Source organism: Pseudomonas hormoni (genome assembly GCF_018502625.1).
GTDB classification, from domain to species: domain Bacteria; phylum Pseudomonadota; class Gammaproteobacteria; order Pseudomonadales; family Pseudomonadaceae; genus Aquipseudomonas; species Aquipseudomonas hormoni.
The window spans coordinates 2,594,759-2,613,012 of record NZ_CP075566.1; the positions used below are offsets into that span (position 1 = coordinate 2,594,759).

The 18,254-nt window shown below is 59.2% G+C and carries 13 protein-coding genes and 3 pseudogenes; 9 read left to right on the plus strand and 7 right to left on the minus strand.

Going from position 1 to position 18,254, the window contains the following annotated elements; genetic code table 11:
* Nucleotides 1-3: 3 nt before the first annotated feature.
* Both KJF94_RS12025 and KJF94_RS12030 read left to right on the plus strand, forming a co-directional pair.
* A pseudogene (locus KJF94_RS12025) lies at nt 4-404 on the plus strand (DUF1254 domain-containing protein); the annotation flags it as partial.
* Nucleotides 405-518: 114 nt separating this feature from the next.
* A pseudogene (locus KJF94_RS12030) lies at nt 519-833 on the plus strand (spermidine synthase); the annotation flags it as partial.
* 135 nt (nt 834-968) lie between these two features.
* Here KJF94_RS12030 and KJF94_RS12035 read toward each other — a convergent pair.
* Nucleotides 969-1,640: a DUF3313 domain-containing protein gene (locus KJF94_RS12035; protein WP_214383659.1), complete on the minus strand. Its 672-nt coding sequence runs from the start codon at nt 1,638-1,640 to the stop codon at nt 969-971.
* Nucleotides 1,641-1,842: 202 nt separating this feature from the next.
* Here KJF94_RS12035 and KJF94_RS12040 point away from each other — a divergent pair.
* Nucleotides 1,843-2,512, plus strand: a pseudogene (locus KJF94_RS12040) (tetratricopeptide repeat protein); the annotation flags it as partial.
* Between the two features lie 122 nt (nt 2,513-2,634).
* Here the strand turns inward: KJF94_RS12040 and KJF94_RS12045 are convergent.
* The 3 genes from KJF94_RS12045 to KJF94_RS12055 form a co-directional block, all read right to left on the minus strand.
* Nucleotides 2,635-3,603 carry a hypothetical protein gene (locus KJF94_RS12045; protein WP_214383661.1) on the minus strand — a complete coding sequence of 323 codons (969 nt, stop codon included), beginning with the start codon at nt 3,601-3,603 and terminating at the stop codon, nt 2,635-2,637.
* Nucleotides 3,604-3,770: 167 nt separating this feature from the next.
* Entirely contained in the window at nt 3,771-4,730 is a 960-nt protein-coding gene (gene speB / locus KJF94_RS12050; protein WP_214383663.1) for an agmatinase, read from the minus strand.
* 19 nt (nt 4,731-4,749) lie between these two features.
* Nucleotides 4,750-5,841 (minus strand): polyamine ABC transporter substrate-binding protein, encoded by a 1,092-nt coding sequence (locus KJF94_RS12055; protein ID WP_214383665.1) that lies wholly within the window; start codon nt 5,839-5,841, stop codon nt 4,750-4,752.
* 101 nt (nt 5,842-5,942) lie between these two features.
* Between KJF94_RS12055 and KJF94_RS12060 the strand changes: the two genes are divergently transcribed.
* The 3 genes from KJF94_RS12060 (at nt 5,943) to KJF94_RS12070 (ending at nt 9,096) form a co-directional block, all read left to right on the plus strand.
* The gene (locus KJF94_RS12060; protein WP_214383667.1) at nt 5,943-6,845 is read left to right on the plus strand and encodes a LysR family transcriptional regulator; all 903 of its coding nucleotides are present in this window, start codon (nt 5,943-5,945) and stop codon (nt 6,843-6,845) included.
* A 248-nt stretch (nt 6,846-7,093) separates the two neighbouring features.
* Nucleotides 7,094-8,566 carry a nucleobase:cation symporter-2 family protein gene (locus KJF94_RS12065; RefSeq protein WP_214383669.1) on the plus strand — a complete coding sequence of 491 codons (1,473 nt, stop codon included), beginning with the start codon at nt 7,094-7,096 and terminating at the stop codon, nt 8,564-8,566.
* Between the two features lie 56 nt (nt 8,567-8,622).
* Nucleotides 8,623-9,096 (plus strand): LEA/WHy family protein, encoded by a 474-nt coding sequence (locus KJF94_RS12070; protein ID WP_214383671.1) that lies wholly within the window; start codon nt 8,623-8,625, stop codon nt 9,094-9,096.
* Nucleotides 9,097-9,250: 154 nt separating this feature from the next.
* Here KJF94_RS12070 and KJF94_RS12075 read toward each other — a convergent pair whose 3' ends face one another.
* Nucleotides 9,251-10,174, minus strand: a complete 924-nt coding sequence (locus KJF94_RS12075; protein ID WP_214383673.1) for a carbon-nitrogen hydrolase family protein — start codon at nt 10,172-10,174, stop codon at nt 9,251-9,253.
* An 84-nt stretch (nt 10,175-10,258) separates the two neighbouring features.
* Here KJF94_RS12075 and KJF94_RS12080 point away from each other — a divergent pair, with 84 nt between their 5' ends.
* The gene (locus tag KJF94_RS12080) at nt 10,259-11,167 is read left to right on the plus strand and encodes a LysR family transcriptional regulator (protein WP_214383675.1); all 909 of its coding nucleotides are present in this window, start codon (nt 10,259-10,261) and stop codon (nt 11,165-11,167) included.
* 9 nt (nt 11,168-11,176) lie between these two features.
* Here the strand turns inward: KJF94_RS12080 and KJF94_RS12085 are convergent, their stop codons facing one another.
* Nucleotides 11,177-11,428 carry a hypothetical protein gene (locus KJF94_RS12085; RefSeq protein ID WP_007937833.1) on the minus strand — a complete coding sequence of 84 codons (252 nt, stop codon included), beginning with the start codon at nt 11,426-11,428 and terminating at the stop codon, nt 11,177-11,179.
* 166 nt (nt 11,429-11,594) lie between these two features.
* On the opposite strand from KJF94_RS12085, the gene KJF94_RS12090 reads away from it, so the two are divergent.
* A complete protein-coding gene (locus KJF94_RS12090) occupies nt 11,595-11,912 on the plus strand; it encodes an ElaB/YgaM/YqjD family protein (protein WP_064677549.1) in 318 nt (105 codons plus the stop codon).
* A gap of 140 nt (nt 11,913-12,052) precedes the next feature.
* On the opposite strand, the gene KJF94_RS12095 is transcribed toward KJF94_RS12090, so the two are convergent.
* Nucleotides 12,053-13,093, minus strand: a complete 1,041-nt coding sequence (locus KJF94_RS12095) for an Ldh family oxidoreductase (RefSeq protein WP_214383677.1) — start codon at nt 13,091-13,093, stop codon at nt 12,053-12,055.
* Between the two features lie 220 nt (nt 13,094-13,313).
* Here KJF94_RS12095 and KJF94_RS12100 point away from each other — a divergent pair, with 220 nt between their 5' ends.
* Nucleotides 13,314-18,137: a dermonecrotic toxin domain-containing protein gene (locus tag KJF94_RS12100; RefSeq protein WP_214383679.1), complete on the plus strand. Its 4,824-nt coding sequence runs from the start codon at nt 13,314-13,316 to the stop codon at nt 18,135-18,137.
* The last annotated feature ends 117 nt before the right edge of the window (nt 18,138-18,254 follow it).

Sequence of the window (18,254 nt, forward strand, 5' to 3'; positions counted from 1 at the left end):
CCCATGCACGGTGCAATTCGCGCAGCCGGTTACAGCCTGATGAGCATGTTTGTCAGTTGCGGCGTCGGTGCGCAGGATCTCGATACGCGTATCGGCCAGATCGCGATGGAAGGCGAACTGCCGGCCCATGACTCCATCGCAAAACTCTATGCCGAGCTGGATTTCCAGCAAGCCACGCAGAGTTATCTATGGGCGCTGCCGCTGGTGTCCTACGCCCAGCGGCAGGAAGAATTTCTCGACAAACTCGGTGCCAAAAGCGGCGACCTGATGGTGCTCAACAGTTACGAAGACAAGCTCGGGGTGATCACCGCCAACGCCACCACGCCGTCATCCTTGGTTTCGTCGACCTCAACGAAACCGGCCCGCTGGTGATCGAACTGCCGCCCGGCCCGACCGCGGGCGGCGGGCGTTGATCAGGTAGCGGTCGATGGCCGGCGACACCTGAATGGCACTGACTTCACGGCGTGCGGCGAAAATCACCTCCTGGGACAGCGCGATGCCCTGGACCGGCGCCGTTTCTGGAGCGTTTCGCGGCCGACGCCCCACCGGTGACCGACGACCAGCCGCGTATCGAACACGCGCCGTGGGTACGGGCCAATGAAATCAGCCGCGTGCTGCCGGCGCTGCTGGATTTGCGTGTAGCACCTGCGCTGGTGAACGCCGATGCGGGTTTTATCGAGCGGATGAACACGCATCAACAACGCTTGATGCAGTTTTGCCGGGCGAGTCTGCATGCCTATGACGGCGACCGTGATGCGTGGGCCAGGGATATTCGCGAGGTGATGCGCGGGGATAGGGGGAATCCGTATTACCGGTGGTTTGTCGGGGAATAATTCAGCGTCTGTCAACCCGCCTTCGCGAGCAAGCCTGGTCCCACATTTGATATCCAGTGAACACAGAATATGTGTACAACAGAGATCAAATGTGGGAGCGGGCTTGCTCGCGAAGAGACCCTCAGCCTCAACGCATCATTTGGATTTCAATTTCAGAAACGACTGATGCAAATCCGAAGCCCAGCCATCGATCACGCCTTTCACGTCATCGGCCTTCATCACCTGCGATTCATTTTCCAGCGGTTTGCCAGCGCCCTTGCGCACCACCTGGGCCAGCACTTTATTGTTGCCGCCATCGAGGAACACCGCTTCAGTGGCCAGGTCGGTTGCCTGATCACGAATGCCGCTGGCGGTACTCACCGCCGCCGCGACCAGGGCAATCGGGAGCACTTCATAAGGCTTCAGGCCTTCGGTCTTGCTGCTGACGGCAGTAATCGCAGCACGCACCACCATCACACCCGGGCCAGGGCCTGCGGCCAGCGGCAGGGATTTGCCTATTTCGCGTTTGAGCGCCTTATCGTAATAACTGGTGATCCCGTTCAGGGTGGCCTGAGGGATTTTCACGGTCGGCTGAGGCTTGGGGTACAGCTGGGTCGGTTCGACGTACACGCTTTTGTATTTGCTGATGTCGAGCTTCGGATCGATCCAGCGCATCACCACTGCCCCCGAAGGTGACTTGGCTTCCTTGAGCTGGCTGTAATCCTTGAGAAATCCGGAGTACTCGTCCGGCTCGACCTTGGTGCTGGCGCAGCCAACCACACCGATCGAGGCAATGCACAGTGTGCTCATCATTAATGCAAACTTCATGCGGTAACTCCTGTAAGGCGGTCGACAACGGTTTGGAAACAGGTGTTACAGGTATAGCCAATGCCGTGCTTTTTGTTCTGAAAAATCAAAATATTCATCCATTGGTGCACAGCGGATCACAACCGTCATTTGACAGATAGCCATCCAGCAAAGCTGCATCAAGCTTGAACGCGCGCCTGACGGCAAACGCACCCGGACTATGCAACCGGGTTCTCAATGCGTGGATTGCCACATGCCCGGCAAGTTCTACATGCGCAACGATTTCCGGCATGACTACAGTTTCAGCATTCCCAACCCGGAACGGGCAAAAAAACTCGACACGCCGGACGCCTGCCTGACCTGCCATCAGGGCAAGGCCGGCGACAAAATCACCGAACAGTTCAAGCTCTGGAACACCGCCACCACCGCCCAGGCGCCGCGCTACGATGAAAGCCTCTGGCTGATTCGCACCGGTCAGCCCGGCGCTGCACAAGCCTTGTATGAGCAGCTACAACGCAGCAACCTGCCGGCGATTCAGCGCGCAACGCTGCTGGCCGAGTTGTCGCTGTACCCCAGCGAACAGGCGTTGAAACTGGCGACCCAGGACTTGCACAACCCGGCGCCCCAGGTGCGTGAAAGCGCCGTGCGGGCAATCAGCGCGTTCCTGCCTCCACCGTAACGAGCGCTACGTACTGGCGGTGGCGTTGCATGACAGCGGCAAAGTCAATGAGGCCTGCGAAGAGCTGGAGCGCCTGCTGAACGTACAACCGGCGAATCGCAATGCGCGGCTGTCGTTGATCCAGTACTACCTGGAAAACGGGCAGGAACCCAAGGCCCAGATTCTGTTGCAGGGCTGGAAGAAGATGAACATGGGGGATCCGGCGTTGAAGTGATCGGGGGTTGATCCAGAGGCCCCATCGCGGGCAAGCCTCGCTCCTACAGGTCATGCGTCGTACACAAAACCCTGTAGGAGCGAGGCTTGCCCGCGAAGGCGTCAACACGGTCTAGCAATGAATCACCAAGACGAACCACTCTTCGCCGCCAACTCCCGCCGACTGTTGGCCCGCATCGCCTTGACCAACGACACCGTGCCCACCAGCAAAATCGCGGCGCCGAACAGAAAGTCGATGTTGTACAGCTGAAAGTCATTCAACGGCCCCACCAACAGCACCCGGATCGCCCCGATACTCACCAGCGTGGCCAGAAAGTCGATGCCGGGCTCGTCGCGGTAAAACACGTGCATCAATGGTAGGCAGATCACCAGCAACAACAGCAGCACGATCACCTTGAACGAGCCTTTGCGCTCGACGCTGAATGCGCATTCATTGGCCCCGTAAGGCTTGTAATCCTCTTCGCGGACCAGCGAGTTTTTCTCGTTGATGTACTCGACGCGGTTGTACTTCTGAATCGGCGTGAAGGTGTTGGAGATTTCCATGCGGGTGGTGATGCGCTTGAACTTCAGGTCAATCCGTTCATTGCCCTTGAGGATGTACAGCACCGGTTTGTAGCCGTAGCGATAGCTATCGAATGGAATCGCTGCCGCCGTGCCCTGGACGCCGATGGGCCGGGCTTCCAGCTCGGCGTAGGCGCTCTTGTCGAGTGAAGAGAGGTTGCGGCTCAGCGGCTTGATCCTGACCTGCTCGAGGAAAATCGGCGTGACGCCGTATGACCACTGCAACGGTTCCAGGCGCAGGCGCAATTCGTTGCGGCCCAGGTCATAACGATCGAAGGTACGCTCGGACACGATGACCGCCCCCGAGAGCAGGAATTCGCCGCGCACATTGTTGGTGATGCGCAGTGTCAGATGATCCTTGCCCAAGGCCGCCGCATCGCTGGACGGTGGCGTGCCGCACCAGGCAGAACTGTCGGATGACGCCCCGAGTTGCCCGTTGCGGTTTTCCTGAAACAGATAAAAGTAACTGCCCCACAGGGCCGCCATCAGCACCAGTGCGATCAGCCCCAGAATTTTCTTGCCCGCGCTCAAACCAGACTCCTTTCTTTACTACTGACTTCCATGTGGGGCGCGGACTCTATCAAAACGGCATCGCCGTCCAAAGCAAAAAGATCGCAGCCTGCGGCAGCTCACGGGTCAAGCGCTAATCCTGTAGGGCTTGCCCGCGAAGGCGTCATCACTGACAACGCCAATCTGTTTTAGCGATCGACCTTATGCTTCGCCGCATACAGACACAGCATCTCCATCGCCAAGGTCGCCGCCGCCAGTGAGGTAATGTCCGCACTGTCGTAAGCCGGCGCCACTTCCACCACGTCCATCCCCACCAGATTGATCCCGCGCAACCCGCCGAGGATTTCCAGCGCTTGCACCGTGCTCAAACCACCGCACACCGGCGTTCCGGTACCGGGGGCGAAAGCCGGGTCGAGGCAGTCGATGTCGAACGTCAGGTACACCGGGTTGTCGCCGACCCGAGCGCGAATGGCTTCGACAATCGCATCGACTCCACGGCGATGCACTTGTCGCGCATCCAGAACCTGAAAGCCCTGATGATCGTCATTGGTCGTGCGCAAGCCGATCTGTACCGAGCGCGACGGGTCTACCAGCCCTTCCTTGGCCGCGTGCCAGAACATCGTGCCGTGATCGACGCGCTTGCCCTCTTCGTCCGGCCAGGTGTCGCTGTGCGCGTCGAAATGGATCAGCGACAGCGCCCCGTGTTTACGGGCGTGGGCCTTGAGCAGCGGGTAACTGATGAAGTGATCGCCGCCGAAGGTCAGCATCGCGCATCCGGCATTCAGAATGTGCTCGGCGTGGGCTTCAATGCTTTCCGGCACCGACTGAGGCGAGCCGTAATCGAAGGCGCAATCGCCGTAGTCGATCACGGCGAGGTGATCGAATGGATCGAACGCCCACGGCCAGTGGCGTTCCCAGGCAATCCCGGTGGAGGCCGCGCGGATGCCACGCGGTCCGAAACGCGCCCCGGGACGGTTGCTGGTGGCGGTATCGAACGGCACGCCGCTGACGGCCACATCAACACCGCGCAAGTCGCGGCTGTAGCGCCGGCGCATGAAACTGGTGATGCCGGCGTAGGTACTTTCGGCGGCAGTCCCGTAGAGGCTGTCGCGGGTCATGGCCTGATCGTTTTGCACAGGGACGTCCATCGGTTTCTCCTTGTTTTAGTTATTGGCGGCTACGGAAAGTGGTCCACATGCGGGTGCGCTGACGCATGTCCTTGAGGCTCATGCTGCGGTCGGCGTACAGCCGTTCGCGCACATCGGCGAGCGGGTAAATGTCCGGATCGGTGCGCACCGCCTCATCCACCAGCGGTGTGGCGGCCTGGTTGGCCGTGGCGAAGAACAGCGTATTGGTCAGCGCCGCCACAGACTCGGGACGCAACATGAATTCGATGAAGGCGCGGGCCGCTTCGGGGTGCGGCGCATCCTTGGGAATCGCCAGGTTGTCCTGCCAGACCAGCGTGCCCTCCTTGGGAATCCGGTACGCCACTTCGTAGGGCTTGTTGGCCTTGCGCGCCTGATCGGCAGCCATGCTGGCGTCACCGTTGTAGGTCAACGCCAGGCAAACGCTGCCGTTGGCCAGGTCGTTGATTTGTCGACCGCTGGCGACGTACAACACATTCGGCTGAAGCTGATGCAACAACGCCTCGGCGGCTGACAGATCAGACTTGTCGGTGCTGTAGGGATCTTTACCGAGATAGTGCAGCGCCAGGCCGATCACCTCCTGCGGCGAATCGATGATCGCAACACCGCAATCTTTCAGCTTGCTGGCGTATTCAGGTTTGAACAGCAGATCGAGGCTGTTGAGCGGCACATTCGGCAAACGCTTTTTCACCGCTTCGACATTCATTCCGAGCCCTAAAGTGCCCCAGGTATAGGGCACGCCGTAGCGGTTGCCGGGATCGACCGCGGCGAGTTTTCCCAACAAGTCCGGATCGAGGTTGGCGTAGCCCTTGAGGCCTTCGTGGGGAATCGCCTTCAGCGCACCGGCTGCCAACCCGCGCGCCAGCACGCTGGACGACGGCACCACCACGTCATAGCCGCTGCCGCCGGTGAGCAGCTTGGTTTCCAGGACTTCCGAGGAGTCAAAGGTGTCGTAGCGCACGTGGATGCCGGTTTCCTGCTCAAAGCGCTGCAAGGTTTGCGGCGCCACGTAATCGGCCCAGCTGTAGAGATTGACGACGTTCTCCTCGGCCTGGGCCGACACCGCCATGGAAAGGAACAGCGCGGGTAAACACAGCTTGAATGAAGGACCCATGACGAACACCTGACCAGAGGAAGTGGCTGCAGCATGCGTCGTCAGATACATTGGAAAAATACCAAGTCAATTATCCTGACTTTATTGCGGAGTAATGTTTGATGCTCGGCCAGCTTCACGATGTGGATCTGCACTTGCTGCGTCTGTTCGTCAGCGTGGTGGAATGCGGCGGTTTCAGCGCGGCCCAGGGTGAACTGGGCCTGAGTCAATCGAGCATCAGCCAGCAAATGGCCAGGCTCGAAACCCGGCTTGGTTATCGGCTGTGCAGTCGCGGCAAGGGCGGCTTCAGGATCACTCCCAAAGGCGAACAGCTGCTGATCGCGACGCGCGGACTGTTCGAGTCGATCGAAGCGTTCCGTCATCAATCCAACGGCGTGGCCGGCCGCCTGATCGGCGAGGTGCGCCTGGGGCTGTCCGAAGCCGTGGATCAATCGGTGCTGCAACGAGTGGCCGAGGCGATCCGCCGCTTTCGCGAGCGCGATGAGTCGGTGCGCATCGAGTTGATCAGCGCCATGCCCGGCGAGATGGAGCGCTTGCTGCTGCAACAACGGCTGGACCTGGCGATCGGTTATTTCTCACAGGTGCAGAGCGCGTTTGACTACCGCGAGCTGTTCAGTGAAACCCAGCACCTGTATTGCGCCCCCGGCCATCCGCTGTTCACCGACGATGCGCCGGACGACCAAGCGTTGCAGGCCTGCGACCGGGTGGATCACCCTTACCGCTTTCTGCGCAGCGATGAGCCCTTCCAGGGAAAGCGATGCTCGGCGCGCTCGGAACAGGTCGAAGGCACCCTCGCCTTTATTCTGTCTGGCAAGCATGTCGGTTATCTGCCCAGTCACTTTGCCCGCAGCTGGGAGGACAAAGGGTTGCTCAGGGCCGTGCGCCGCAGTGACATGAGTTTCGACGTGGCCTTCCATCTGGCCCGCCACCGGGCGCAGGTGCCGGGGGATGCGCAGAAAGCGTTTGAAGAGGATCTACTGGCGGCGTTTTCAGCGCTCGCGTGATCGCCACCACACTCTGTGGCGAGGGAGCTTGCTCCCGTTGGGCTGCGAAGCGGCCCCAAAATCCTCTGTCGCGTTCTATCAATCAAACCGTATGTGCCGGGTTTACGACTGCTGCGCAGTCGAGCGGGAGCAAGCTCCCTCGCCACAGGTTTTATGTAAACCTGAGTTAATGTTTCGACAAGCCAGTCTTTCTGGCATCCTGCGCCTCCATTTTCTGACCCGGCCCGCCTTTCGGCACGCAAACCACCATGACCGCCTCTGAAAAAGCCCCTGCCCCGCGCCACAGCGACCTGATCTACGGCCTCGATGACCGCCCGCATTTGACCGCCACGGTCTTTGCTGCCCTGCAACACGTACTCGCCAGTTTCGTCGGCATCATCACCCCGACCCTGATCATGGGCAGCGCCCTCGGCCTGCAAAGCGAAATACCTTATCTGATCAGCATGGCGCTGTTCGTCTCGGGCCTGGGTACCTTCGTTCAGGCACGCCGGTTCGGCCCGATCGGTTCCGGTTTGCTGTGCCTGCAAGGCACCAGTTTTTCGTTCATCAGCGTGATCCTCAGCGCCGGCTTCATGGTCAAGGCTCGCGGCGGCGGCACTGATGAGATCCTGTCGACGATCTTTGGCGTGTGTTTTTTCGCCGCGTTCATTGAAGTGGTGTTGAGCCAGTTCATCGGCAAGCTGCGGATGCTGATCACGCCGGTGGTGACCGGGACGATCATCACGCTGATGGGGCTGTCGCTGATCAAAGTCGCCATGACCGACATCGCCGGCGGCTTCGGCGCGACGGATCTCGGCGCGGCCAGTCATCTGGCATTGGCGGCGCTGGTGCTCGGCACCATCGTGGTATTGAACCGGGTGGACGTGCCGTTCCTGCGCCTCGGGGCGATCGTGATCGGCCTGACCTTCGGTTATGTCGTCGCCTGGCTCATGGGCCACGTGGATTTCGGCAGCATGCCCGACGTACCGCTGATGAGCGTGCCGGTGCCGTTCAAGTACGGCTTCAACTTCGACTGGGTGGCGTTCGTGCCGGTGGCGGTGATTTTCCTGGTGTCGCCGCTGGAGGCTGCCGGTGATCTGACCGCCAACTCGATGATTTCCCGGCAGCCGGTCAAAGGCCCGATCTACATCCGCCGGATCAAGTCCGGTCTGCTCGCCGACGGTCTCAACTCGGCCATGGCGGCAGTGTTCAACAGCATGCCTATGGTGACCTTCGCGCAGAACAACGGCGTGATTCAACTGACCGGCGTGGCCAGCCGTTACGTGGCGTTTTTCATTGCAGGTCTGCTGGTGGTGCTGGGGTTGTTCCCGATGATCGGCGCAGTGCTGCAACTGATGCCCAAACCGGTGCTCGGTGGCGCTGAACTGGTGATGTTCGGCACTGTAGCAGTGGCCGGCATCAAGATCCTGGCCGAAGCCGGCCTGCACCGGCGCAACATGCTGATCGTGGCGATTTCCCTGGGCATGGGCCTGGGTGTGGCGGCCGTACCGGAGGTGCTGCGGGAGTTGCCGAAAGCGCTGCACAACATCTTCGAATCACCGATCACCGTCGGCGCGTTGTGCGCTATCGTGCTGAATATCTTCCTGCCCGAGGAATTCATCGAGCTGGAAGAAGACGATTTCGATCCGGAAGCCTCGATCCTCCAGGTCATGGAAAACCCGGATGTGCCGGCCAAAGGTGAACCCGCCTCGCCTGCGGTTGTCGCACAGTTGAACCGCTAGACTCGCTCAAGGCCGAGCCACGAGTGGTTCGGCCTTTTCTTCAAGAGAGCATGTCCATGCGCAGTGTCCACGCCGTTGTCCTTTCCCTCCTTTTATTGTCCCTGAGCGCCTGCGCCCTGTTGCCCAATCGCGACCCGCTGAACATCAACGTGGTCGGTTTCGAGCCGTTGCAGAGTCAGGACATGGAAGTGCGTTTCGCCGTGAAAATCCGCGTGCAGAATCCCAATGAAACCGCGATCGACTACAACGGTGTGGCGTTGGACCTGTCAGTCAACGGCCAGCCCCTCGCCTCCGGGGTCAGTGATCAGTCGGGCTCGATTGCGCGCTTTTCCGAGACAGTGCTGACCGTGCCGGTGAGCGTTTCGGCGTTCTCGGTGCTGCGCCAGACACTGGGCCTGAGCCAGACCCAAACGTTGAACAACCTGCCTTATGTCTTGCGCGGCAAACTGGCGGGCGGCTTGTTTGGCACGATGCGATTCACAGACAGTGGCAAGCTCAGTTTGCCGGGGGCGATCACCGGCACCTGGTAAGTAGACAACGCTGAAGATCCCATGTGGTGGCGAGCTTGTGTGGCGAGGGAGCTTGCTCCCGCTCGGCTGCGAAGCAGTCGCAAAGCTTTTGGGGCCGCTTCGCGACCCAGCGGGAGCAAGCTCCCTCGCCACAAAAGCTCACACACAGTTTTGGTTATGAGTTGAATCGGACACCGGGTTTGGCGCGTTCATCCACCGTCAACTCGAACACATCCGGGCGCGCATAGTGGCCGACGACGTCGAAGTCGTAACGTGCGCGGATCAGGTCGTCGGTATCGATTTCAGCGGTCAATAAACCGGCACCGCCACGCAGCGGCCCGGCCAGAATATCGCCCATCGGCCCGACGATGACGCTGCCACCGGCAATCAACGGCCGGTCCGCCGGCCAGTTGGCGATCTCCACGCCCAGTGCTTGCGGCGAGTCCTGAACCTGACAGGCGCTGACCACAAAGCAGCGGCCTTCATGGGCGATGTGGCGCATGCTGACTTGCCACATCTCCCGCTCGTCCACCGTTGGCGCGCACCACACCTCCACGCCTTTGGCGTACATCGCGGTGCGCAGCAGCGGCATCATGTTTTCCCAGCACACCACCGCGCCGATCCGCCCGACCTGGCTGTCGATCACCGGCAACGTCGAGCCATCGCCCTTGCCCCAGATCAGCCGTTCAGTACCGGTCGGCATCAGCTTGCGGTGCTTCGCCACCAGCCCGGCCTGCGGATCAAAATACAGCGCGGTGCAATACAACGTGCTGCCGGCGCGCTCGATCACACCGATCACAAGATTGGCGCCCGTACGCGCCGATAACCCGGCCAGCGCTTCGGTTTCCGCCCCAGGCACATCGACGGCGTTGGCGAAATAATGGGCAAAGGCTTCACGACCTTCCGGCAGTCGATAACCCAGTTGGGTACCAAAACCTTCACCTTTCGGGTATCCGCCCAGCAACGCTTCGGGCATGACCACCAGCGCCGCGCCTGACTCGACTATGGCGTTTTCATACGCGAGGATCTGTTCCAGCGTCTCAGCCTTGCCGCCGGGCAAGGCGCCGATTTGCAGTGCAGCAACGATTGACTTGGGCATCGCGGTCACTCCGTTCACATCAGGTGTTGCTCATTCTCAGGCGTCACGGGATCATGAATAAAGCCCCTTCCAATGCTGAATGATATGAATCAGATGAATATCGCTACCGTCGATCTCAACCTGCTCAAAATCTTCGAAGCCTTGCATGAAGAGTCCAGCGCCAGCCGTGCGGCGTTGCGCCTGGGCGTGACGCAATCGGCGGTCAGCGCGGCATTGCGCCGGCTGCGCGAGGTGTACGGCGATCAATTGTTCGTACGCACGGGACGAGGTCTTGCGCCGACGCTCAAGGCCAATCAGTTGAAACCGGTGGTCAGCGATGCACTGAACAAATGCCGCCAAAGCCTGGCGATGGTCGACCCGGCCGCCAATCACTACGACGGCCGTTCGGTCACGGTCGGTTTGTCAGATGATTTCGAAATCGCCTACGGACGTCGCTTGATCGAGGAAATCGCCCGCTGCGCGCCGAAGCTGCGGCTGATCTTCCGCCAGACTCACAGTCAGATCGTCGCGCAGGCGTTGATGGAGCGCAGCATCGATCTGGCCATCACGGCCGGCGGGTTTGCCGAACGGTTGCTCAGTCGTCAGGTGCTGGGTGAAGGCGATTATCTGTGTCTGGTTGACCCGATCAGTCTGGTCGAGGGACAGCAAACCATAGGCCTTGAGGAGTTCGTCACCCGTGAACATATTCTGGTGTCATCGGGTGGCTTTATCGGGATCACCGACGAAGGGTTGGCCGCGTTGGGCCTGAGCCGGCGGGTCTGCGCTTCGACCACGCATTTCGCAGCGTTGCCGCATCTGCTCAAGGGCAGTCAGGCGGTGGCGACCATTCCGGCGCATGCCGCCCGAAGCATTGCAGCGCTCAGCGGCCTGGCGCTACTGCCCTGCCCTTTGGCGTTGCCGCGTTACCCGATCGAACTGGGCTGGCGCACCAGCACTCAGCTCGATCCGGTGGTGTTGAAAGTGCGTGAGGCGATTGTCGCGATTTTTGCGTGAGGTTCAGCCTTACTTGGCCGCCATCAACCGATTGACTTCACTGCGCACCATGTTCGCGAATTCCGGGGGTGACATGCCGTCGAGTTCGGAACGGACCCATTCGGCCCATTTGCCTTTGCGCTTGGCGCGCTCGCCGAACAACCGTGCGGCTTCGCCCTTGGCTTTGCCCAGGTTGTTTTGCCAGAGTTCGAACAGACGGGATTTCTCGTCTTCAAGCGCCGCGCGCTCGGCAAGGGGTTTGTCGGCCAGATTGAAGCTCATGGGGAGTTACCTGCTGCGTAAATAGGCGACATCTTACACTGTAGAAAGAAATGTCCTGCGCTGGATTTTTCTACAGGAGGGCGTCTACGCGAAAAGTCGCTGCAACTTTTTCAGTCGCGGCAGACTCCATTGTTCACTGAACCATTAACCTGCAAGGAGTTACCCAATGGCCCGGAAAACTGCCGCACAAGTCGCCGAAGACCAAATCAAGGACCAGGCTTTCAGCGAACTTCAGGCGCTGATCGAAGAGTCGGAAAAACTGCTCAAGAGCAGTGCGTCACTGGTCGGTGAAGAAGCAGATACGCTTCGCGGACAAATCGCCCAGAAACTCCAGCAGGCACGGGACTCGGTCACCAGCGTTCGCGACCGGACCCTGCCGGCGGTGGAAGCCACTGAAACCTACATTGGCGGGCATCCATGGCAAACCGTGGCCATTTCCGCCGGTTTCGGTTTGGTTGTCGGGTTGTTGCTGGGGCGTCGTTAAACGGCCCCGCTTTCTGTCGTTGAAACTGATCCGCTTTTTGTAGGAGCGAGCTTGCTCGCGATGGACTCCAAAGTGCCGTGTTTTTCCAGTAAACACGCGTTTTCGTTAACGTCCATCGCGAGCAAGCTCGCTCCTACAAATCAGAGCCCAGCCAATTCCCGCAAATTCGCCAGCGTATCCGCATCCAGCGCGATGCCACCCGCTTGCGATTTCGCCCGCTGATAGTGGCGTCGATCACCGGGCAACCGCTTAAGCCCCACACCGTGCATCTGCCGCACCAACTCCTGACTGCGCTCGGCAAAGTTTTGCCCGGCGGCCTTGCTCGGATCGATCACGATCAACAACTGGCCGGTCCATGGTGTTTTGGCACCGGGGTGGTTTTTCCAGTCGAATTCGAAGGAAAAATTGCCGCCGGTCAACGCCGCCGCCAACAGCTCCACCATCATCGACAACGCCGAACCTTTATGCCCGCCAAACGGCAGCAACGCCCCGCCTTCAAGAATCGCTTTTGGGTCCTGGGTCGGCTGACCGAGGCCATCCACGCCCATGCCCGCGGGCAAACGCTCACCCTTGCGTGCGGCGATCTGCACATCGCCATGGGCAATCGCGCTGGTGGCCAGGTCGAAGACAATCGGCTCACCGTCGGCCCGTGGGGCGGCGAAAGCAATCGGGTTGGTGCCGAACAGCGGGCGATCGGCGCCGTGCGGCACCACGCAGGTCATGCTGTTGACCACGCTCAATGCCACCAGCCCTTCATAGGCGAACGGTTCGACGTCCGGCCACAACGCCGCAAAATGGTGGGAGTTACGAATCGCCAGCACCGCAATGCCGGCGCTGCGAGCCTTTTCCACCAGCAAGGCGCGGGCAGCGGCGAGCGCCGGTTGAGCGAAACCGTTGCCGGCGTCGACCCGGACAAAACCCGACGCCACGTCCTCGACCACCGGCACGGCCTGACCATTGACCCAACCGCTCTTCAGCGTCGACACATAACCGGGAATGCGGAACACACCATGACTGTGGGCACCATCGCGTTCGGCGCCGGCGCAGTTTTCGGCCAGCACCCGAGCGACGTCGGACGAGGTGCCGTGACGCAGGAAAATCTTCTCAAGCAATGCCGTCAACTCATCGAGGGACAGGTTTTGCGAGACAGCAGTAGACACATGTTCGTGTGGCGCAGACATCTGAAGCTCCAGACTAATTATTGGAGGGGGCAACAGCGTATGAATACCCGCTGATTAACCATGCGCAACCAGCCGTCTGTCAACCTTTCGGATGAAGCTGTGCTCACAGCCATCGGCAGACCGTGCGTTAACTATCTACCACCTTTGATGCTCCCGCCGCTTTTAGTCTCGAATCTCAACCCGACGGCGCTATCCGCTGCGCCCTGCATGAGATTCGACAATGTCTATATCCACACCCCCGTTGCTATTCCCCCAAGCCTTGAAATCGCCGGGCCACTGGACTGAGCTTGGTGAAACCTATCGGCTGACGCGCAAGGATTTTGAATGGTTCAGCCACCTGGAACTGGCCAGCCATGCATTACGCAATCAGCAGAGCCCGCCGATGCTCGCCGAAAAAATCCTGGTCACGACCGGCGAACTGTCCCTTCCCCTGGCAGGCTGTTTTGTGTTGAGCGCCACGCCGGATGACAGGGGCGAAATTCTCTACACGCCGTACGCAGGCATAAAAAAATTCGATAGCCGTGCCTCACTGAAGGAGCACGTCAAGAACCAACTCAAAAACACAAAGGAAGATGACGACTTACTGCTATTCATGTCGTTGTCTGCGCGCAAAACGATGGCGGTGGCCACCGACATCGAGGTGACCTTCAAGACCATCGACGGGGACGTCTTCGAAGATCAGCGCACGGTCATCGAAACCAACCAGCACACCAACGCTCAGGCGATGGTTGATGAATTGAAAAAGCTGCCCACGCTCACTGCACTGCTCGACTCGGTGCTTGAAGGGTTGCTGAAAGCGAATTTTCCAGGGCTGGACCAGCGGCAAACACAGGTCAATTTTTATGCTGAAACAGCCTCCGGCGCCGACCATTCGAACAGTTCCACGTCCCGACGCTGGATCAATTCCATGTCCCTGAGCCAAGCGGTGTTGTCGTACTACCGCCATCAGCGATGGCCGACCGGGCTGAACCCTGAGTTTACTCATCCGAAAAGAGTGGCGCAGACCAATGACCAGCGGCACTGGGAAACAGCCATCAAGACCGCTGCCGACGACTTGATCAGCCAACTTTCGCGGCAATTGCAAAATTACTGGAACGAGGCGAGTACCGATGGCGCCACGCGCCGGGCGTTCTTTTCGCGGACCATTCGCGAAAAGGCACGAGCAGAGCTGCTGCTTAAACGCGAGGCCGAAATCATCAGCCCGGAACAAAGCCGCGCCTTGCACCCGATGATTGACTCGACGCCGGGAACCTCTGCGACACTGACCCTGGAAACCGTGCGTCTCTGGGAGTACCAGGCCAACTATGTCGAACTCGCCGGTTCATTGATGATCAACCAGGACAGCTCCAACGCCTTTCTCTATACCCCCACCAAAGGGCTACTGGTGTTGAAGGACTACCAGAACCTGAAGGACATCCTTGAGCACAAATCCACAGTGGCCGGTCACGACGACGAGCTCTATGACCTCCTGAGTCTGGAGGAGCGCGCCCGCTTCATCGGTTTCCATCAGCCTCAAGTCTCCGGAGCCGTGGTTTCGGGTTCGGTGTTCGAGACACTCTTCGAAGCGATCATCGGCAAACAGCTGCAAAACCTGGACTACGCCTTCCAGGTGTTCCGTTACAGCGACGGCTCGGTGGACATCCAGGCCTTTTTCGACAAGGCGCTGGACATACGCGCCATGATCGGCGAACACCTGCTGACGCTGGAGGCTCAAGGTCGCTGGAGCACCCGCCCCGCCTTGTCGGGCAAACAATCGTCCATGGTGCTGGCCGATACGGCTGCGGGTTTTGTGAATACCTTTCGCGATGTCGAATCGCCAATCCGCACGGAGTTTGCGGCGCAACCCATCAAGGCTCAGGCGTTACAACAGGTGTATCTGAAAAACATGAAACCCCGCCTGGCCCATGCCTTTTCCGTTGGCGTGCGGGGTGAAGCCACCCTCCGGGAGCTCGGTGGCACACTGCGAAACACTGATTGGTTGATCGTCGATACGGTCTTCAATCCGGACCGGGCGGATCGTAAAAGTCGCCTTGCCGTCAGGGGATTCCGCCCGGACGCCTTTTCACTGGTCCTTGCGTGCTCCGGCCGGCAGGACGCTCTGCCCCTGGCCAATTGCATCCTGTTGACCGAGCGTGGCGGGCTTGATGCCCAGCATTCCGGGCGCGCCATTCTATGGACGCCAGCGGTCGGCCTGGAGGTCTTTAATTCGGTCGCCAGCGTACGGAGCCACCTGAACCAGCGCCTGCTCGCCCCCCAAAAACGCCTGGAGCTACTGGAGAACCTGACCCCCGCTCAGCGCCTGTTCCACCGTCGCTATTCGCTCAACAGACTGCAACTGATCGAAGGCAATGTTTTGCAGCACTTTGCGCAATCCGCCATTGACCACTTTCTGGGCCGTTGCGAGTACGTGCGAACGCTGAAGCTGAGCGACATACAACAAAACAAGGCACTCAAACAGCTGACGCAAACAGTCATCGACTGCAACTTGCGCAGAGCCTCTTCGATCGCCTCCGCCATCACCCAGCAGCAGTCCCTGCCGGCGTGGTTAGGCATCGCTCCGGTCGAAGAACAACAGTTGCACATCGAATTGCTGGAGCAGTACCGCAAAAACGTCATTGACGACAAGGACTACCTGCACGGCATGCAAACGCTGGAGGAGTACGCTCGTCAAACACTCAAGACGCTGCTGACAGCCCGTTTCCCTGGCAAATCCCTTGATCCGGACATGATCGAGATCACGCCCCATCTGGCACTGGCAGGGCCAGCGCAAACCCTGACCGATTTCGCCTTGAACCACATCAACATCGCTCAAGGCACCGGATTCAGCATCGCTTCGAAGACCCTTCAAACCATCCCCGAAGGACTGAACCAGACCGCCGTCAAACAGCTGTTGCTCTCACTGGACATCCGACAAGGCTTTGGAAAACGTCTGACAGACACCTTTTCAGGTCGCGATGCCGTCACCCGAGAACTGCGATTTGTTCAGCAACTACCTTGGCAATTGCTGCAACACGCCCACGCGCTGAAGCTGCAACAACTGCTGTCCGCCGGTGCTTTCGACCTGATCAGCCAGGTGCTGGACATGCCGGATGCCATCGCCCGGGCCACGGTTTCCGGTGCTCACGCCATCGCAAAGCCCCTGGAACTGATCAAGACGGCCGGTGCCTCCGCCGTCAAAACGCTGGGCCTGTACCTGATCGGCCCGGGGGACGGAAAACACGGGCCACTCATTCTGTACACGCCCTATCACACAGGTTCGGTGTTCACCGAATTCGCGAATGAGGCGGCTGTCGTCGCGGCGATCAATACGCCGGGAGCACTCCAGGATTTGATTGTTCGTCGCCTGCCGGAGAGCGAACGGGCATCGTTCAACAACCTGTTCAAGAACAGCGTCGGTCAGCTGAGTGAAGTCACCCTTGGCACCACGCCTATCGGCGGTAATCTGATGACGCAGCTGTTCACCGACAACACCCGCCTGCTGTCGCAGATGCTCGGCAGTCAGTCCGAAACCACCGGCCAGGCGGACTGGGAAACTGTCAAACAGCTATTCAGCTCGGGCATCAGACTGATCACCGGCCTATTGCCTGGCAAACTCGCTTACGTCCAGTTTTTGTGGCAAGCCTACAAAGACTTCAAGGATTCCGCGGAAAATCTGCAGGATCACCATTGGAAACGCGCGTTGCAGGCTTTTATTGCGGGTGGCGCACAAATGTTGACGCTGGGCAAACTGTCGCTGGAAGAGTCCACTATTGCTGCGCAGGCGGCTTCCGACACGGCGCCGGTCGAGACGCCCGTGGTCGACCCGCAATGGTCACAGGTACGACCTACCGGGGCGGGACGAACCGCGTTGCAGCCCTTCGAGGCGACCACAGTGGCGTTGAAAGACCTGAAAAAGGACCCCGCCAATGGCACCTACCTCGATTCTGTCAGTAAAAAACGCTATGCCCCCATCGCCGGGAAGGTCTATCAAGTTGAAAAACCAGGGGTGGTGTGGCAAGTCCGCAATGACAAAGAGAGCGGGCCGTCGCTGCTGAAAACATCGACCCCGCAACTGGTCGTCGACCCTGACTTGTATACCGTGCATTACGGCAAAGCCCTGTCGACACTACACAATCACTATACGAGCAACTACCACGCGCGCCAGATCCTGAATATCGAGGCGCGGGGCATGGAAGCGATTCGTACCCATTATCCGGAAAAAGCCCGGATGATCGTGCAGGCTATCGACATTAGTCGTTTTTACGCCTTCAACAGTTTGCACAACCTCGCGCAGCTCAGAAAACTGCTCCCCGGCACACGACTTGATACCTTTCTGAAGCGTTTTTTCGATGTCGACAGCGTCGACACCGCCCTTCTCGACAAAATCAAACAGGCCATCGTTCCTATCTGTAATGCGCTGGTGGATCCCGCCGAAAACCTGATGAACACTGACCGCTTCGTCGTCGGTTCGAACAGATACGATGCCTCCAAGACAATGGCGTTCGTGGTGGACAAAGATTCAGAAAAAAAAGTGCATTTCACAGAACATTTTTTCGATCAAGAACTCGACTGGTACAAATCCTGTCTGAGCGAACCCTTCAATGTCGATGGCCATGGACAGGCAGCCTGTCTGATTCATGAGTTCGCTCACCTTTATTCAAAAGCCCTGGACATCGCGTACGTTGAAGCGAGACGGCCGTTCAGCGATCTCGTCAGCCCTATCACTGCTTACGGTGCAGCCATGAAACAGTCACAAATCGACTTTCAGCGTATGGCACTGTCTCTGGAATCCCCCAGAGAGGAACTATTCGCTCACTGGAACAGTACGTTGAGCTCATGGGTCAGTCTGGACTCGATTACAGGGCTGGATCATGTGGGCAGGGAAATCCTGAAGCTGACGAAAGCCCGGACGATGAATGACGCACGGAACGCGTTCTTGAGTCGCGTCGATTCGACTTCTCGTATCGATGTCATTTTGCACAACGCCGACTCGGTCGCGCTCCTGATCTGCGAAATGGGACGACAATTGGATCCTGTCGTCGTAGCGTCCACCTCAAACAACTGAACGGTAACAAAAAAAAGCGCAGATCCTGGACCTGCGCCTCACTGTTTTTCACCTTGTTTATGGATACTGTCTGGCGGGGCCGGGGTTTTTCTCAGCCTTTTGGTAAAAAATAAACGC